Annotated in this window: 4 protein-coding genes; 1 reads left to right on the top strand and 3 read right to left on the bottom strand. The window is 74.2% G+C overall.

The window, feature by feature from the left end:
- The 3 genes from ACW0Q9_RS29865 to ACW0Q9_RS29855 form a co-directional block, all read right to left on the bottom strand.
- Window positions 1-339: Nif3-like dinuclear metal center hexameric protein (locus tag ACW0Q9_RS29865; protein WP_456187009.1), on the bottom strand; the 339-nt coding region annotated here is incomplete at its 3' end.
- 129 nt (window positions 340-468) lie between these two features.
- A complete protein-coding gene (locus ACW0Q9_RS29860; protein ID WP_456187007.1) occupies window positions 469-1,050 on the bottom strand; it encodes a flavoprotein in 582 nt (193 codons plus the stop codon).
- A gap of 97 nt (window positions 1,051-1,147) precedes the next feature.
- Complete coding sequence (locus ACW0Q9_RS29855) at window positions 1,148-2,374, bottom strand: helix-turn-helix domain-containing protein (RefSeq protein ID WP_456187005.1); 1,227 nt, start codon at window positions 2,372-2,374, stop codon at window positions 1,148-1,150.
- A gap of 233 nt (window positions 2,375-2,607) precedes the next feature.
- On the opposite strand from ACW0Q9_RS29855, the gene ACW0Q9_RS29850 reads away from it, so the two are divergent.
- Complete coding sequence (locus ACW0Q9_RS29850; RefSeq protein ID WP_456187003.1) at window positions 2,608-3,288, top strand: bifunctional DNA primase/polymerase; 681 nt, start codon at window positions 2,608-2,610, stop codon at window positions 3,286-3,288.
- Window positions 3,289-3,415 lie beyond the last annotated feature (127 nt).

Genomic DNA, 3,415 nt, shown 5'->3' with positions numbered 1-3,415 from the left:
CCCGAACCGGGCGGCCAGGGCGTCGGACACCCCGGGGTCGGCCACGTCGGCGTTGGTGTGCGCCACGTACAGCGCCACGTCGGCCTTGATCAGCCGGTGCACGATCCGCCCCTTGTACGTGGTGGCGGCCACCGAGGAGACCCCGCGCAGCAGCAGCGGGTGGTGCGCGACGATCATGTCGGCCCCGGCGGCGAGCGCCTCCGCCACCGTCTCCGGGACCACGTCGACCACGCAGGCGACCCGCCGGACCGGGGCTGCGGGCTCACCGAGCACCAGGCCGACCCGGTCCCACTCCTCCGCCCAGGCGGGCGGGTAGCGGCGGTCCAGCGCGGCCACCACGTCGGCGACGGTGGGCGGCGATCCGGTTGTGCTCACGGCCGGCCAGCTTACCGGCGTCCGGGCCCTGTGCGGGCCGGCTGGCCCGGACCGGGCCGGCGGGGTGGAGCCCGCCGGCCGGTCCGGAGCCGGTCAGCCGACCGGGGCGGCCGGGCGTGGCACGCCGCGCAGCGCAGCCAGGCCGACTCCCCACGGGAAGGCGTCCAGGTGCCGCTCGCCGGTGCCGGGCGGGTGCAGCGGCACGACGTGGTCGCCGAAGACCACCCGGACCCCCCACTCGCGCAGCCGGGCCAGGCTGGCCCGGAACGCCGGGTGCGCGGCCATCGCCACGTTCGTGTAGGGCACGGCCGCGATCGGGACGCCCATGCCCTGCCCCTCGACCAGCAGGCCGAGGGCGAGCGTGTCGGCGATGCCGACCGCCCACTTGTTGACGGTGTTCACCGTCGCCGGGCAGACCAGCATGGCGTCCGCCGGGGGCAGCACGTCCGGGTCGCCCGGGTTCTTGTAGTGGGTACGGACGGGGTGGCCGCTCTGCCGGGCCAACGCCGTCCGGTCGACGAACTTCGCGCCGTCCGGCGTGGTGACCACGCAGACCTGCCAGCCGTCCTGCTGGGCGAGGTCGACCAGCCGGCCGACGTGACGGGCCAGCGGCGAACCGCAGGCGATGACGTAGAGCACCCGACGGTGCCCGTTGCTGGTGTGCGGACCGCTCATCCGACCCGCGCCGCGCTCAAGCCGCCGCCTCCCCTGCGGTCGGCGTCGGCGTGAGGCGGGGCCGTACTGTGCCCGCTGATTCGCTCGCTGCGCTCGCTCATACTCCGACTCCCATGTGCTCAGCCAACTCCGCGATCGGCGGAGGCGGCGCACCCCGTGTGCGACGGAGCACGTCCGACATCACCTCGTGGGCGATGGGCCGGCAACGGATCTCGGAGGGCGCGAGCCGGTCGCCGCGGAGCAGCATGTCCCCGGCGTTCGCGACGTCGCCGATCTGGGCGAAACCGCGGGCGATGTCCAGCAGGTGGTGGGCGCGCCGCTCGGGCAGCAGCGCGTTGAACGCCGGCTCGGCGAGGCGGTGGTGGGTCTCCACGGCCCGGCCCCCGTCGCCCAGCTCCACGGCCGCGGCGGCCCGGTGCAGCTCCAGGTTGGTCGGGCCGAACGAGGTCCAGTAGTGGTTGTGGTCCCCGCCGAGCAGGGTGGCCGCCTCGGCCGCCCCGGTCAGCAGGTCGCCCACGGTCGCCGAGTCGCCGATCCGGGCGGCGGCCATCGCACCCTGGAGCAGCAGCATGCCGTAGACGGAGAGGCGTTCCGGCCGGACGTCGTTCTCGCCACCGGGGGCGAGCCGGTTGGCGATCCGCACGTTGAGTTCGAGCGCGGGGCGGGGGCGGCCCATCGCGACGAGGGCGTTGCAGACCCGGGTGGTGGCGATCCCGGCGAGCAGGGGGTCGTCGGCCCGCTGGGCGACCGCCATCGAGCGGTCGGCGGCCAGCCAGGCCAGGTCGCACTCGCCGAGCTTGCGCAGCACCGAGGAGGCGATCTGGTAGACCTGCCCGAGCAGGTGGGCGGCCTCCCGGGCCTGGTCGCCGCCGTAGCCCGCGTCGGCGGCCTGGGCGTCGCGCAGCAGCTTGGGCAGGGCACGGGTGAGCATGCCGTAACGGCCGTACTGGTAGGTGAGCCAGGCGTGGTTGACCGCCTTGCGCATGTCGCTCAGCGGCGGGGGGTAGGGCGCCGCGTCGAAGTACGCGCTCATCGAGTCGTAGCGCTCCAGCGCGGCCCGGATCTCCTCGACCTCGACCTGGTCGATGCAGTTGAGCGCGTCGCTGCGCCGCTCCGGGTCCTTGCCGAGGAGCAGTTGCACGTCGACCTGGAGGATGTCGGCGATCTCGTAGAGGACGGAGAACTTGTCCAGCCGCCGGACGCCACGCTCCACCTTGTCCACCCAGCTCTTGGACTTGCCGAGCCGGTCCGCGAAGACCTGTTGGGACATCTTGCGCCGGCTCCGCCAGTACGCCACCCGCCGGCCTATGGGTAGCTCGTCCATCTCGCCATCCCTCCCCCTGCCCGCGTCCGGCTGTTCCCCCCGGTCGACCAATCGCGACGGTCCTTCGGTTTTCAGGTTTCCGCTGGTCGCACACTCTGTACGTCGGCCGTACAGCCAGTTCTCCTAGTTTTCGTGCAAGTTGCATCAGCCGTTCGTCAGCTCAACGAGCGTGGGTTACGGCAGTGACGGCGTTCGACGTGTGGTGTGTGGACGGTTCGGGTGGGCGAGAGGGGATGGCACACATGTGGGGGAATGTCGGACCGCGCGTGGCTCACCTGTCGCCGCTGGAACGGGTCCGGCTGCGCCGGGTCGCCGTCCGGTACGCCGCGCACGGCTGGGAGGTGACCCCCGGCGCCTGCCTGGCCAACAGCCGCTTCGTCTGCGGCCGGGCCGGCTGCCCCACGATCGGCTGCCATCCCGCGCTGGAGAACTGGGAGCACGCGGCGAGCGCCGACCCGGCCCGGGTGGCGACCTGGTGGCGCAGCCGCCCGCACGGGGTGCTCCTGCCCACCGGCCGCGCGTTCGACGTGCTGGAGGTCGCCGCCCACCTGGGCCGGCGCGTGCTGGACACGATCGCCACCCACCCGGCCGGCTTCGGCGTACGCGGGCCCGTGCTGGTCACCCCCACCGGCCGCTGGATGTTCCTGGTCCGCCCCGGCGACCCGCTGCGGCCGGAGCTGGAGCACTGCTTCCACGTGGTCCGGCACGGCCCCGGCTCGTGGATCCCGGCCCCGCCGACCCGGCTGCCCGAGGGGACGGTGCGCTGGGCGGTCGCCCCGGAGCAGGCGCGCTGGCGGCTGCCCGACTCGTACCTGGTGCAGAACGCGCTGATCGAGGCGTTACGGGCCGCCGGGATCACGCTCGCCTCCGAGCTGCTCCCCGGCCAGCTCCCCCTCCCCCGGCGCGGCTGCTGACCGGCGGCCCCCGGCCAGCGACCTCACCGGCGTCGCACTCGTTGTTCCTGCTGAGGGCGCACGCGCGCCAGAGCGGGGGTGGAGGATGTCCGGGGACGACGCGGCCCGCCACAGCGGGGGCACCGAG

It is taken from the genome of Micromonospora sp. I033, assembly GCF_053890995.1.
Note: the sequence above shows the minus strand (reverse complement) of the source record. Positions and strands in the feature narration are given on the sequence as shown.

Coding starts and splice junctions, on each gene's coding strand:
- ACW0Q9_RS29850 (WP_456187003.1), top strand. CDS start 2,608: ATGGCACACATGTGGGGGAATGTCGGACCGCGCGTGGCTCACCTGTCG.
- ACW0Q9_RS29860 (WP_456187007.1), bottom strand. CDS start 1,050: ATGAGCGGTCCGCACACCAGCAACGGGCACCGTCGGGTGCTCTACGTC.
- ACW0Q9_RS29855 (WP_456187005.1), bottom strand. CDS start 2,374: ATGGACGAGCTACCCATAGGCCGGCGGGTGGCGTACTGGCGGAGCCGG.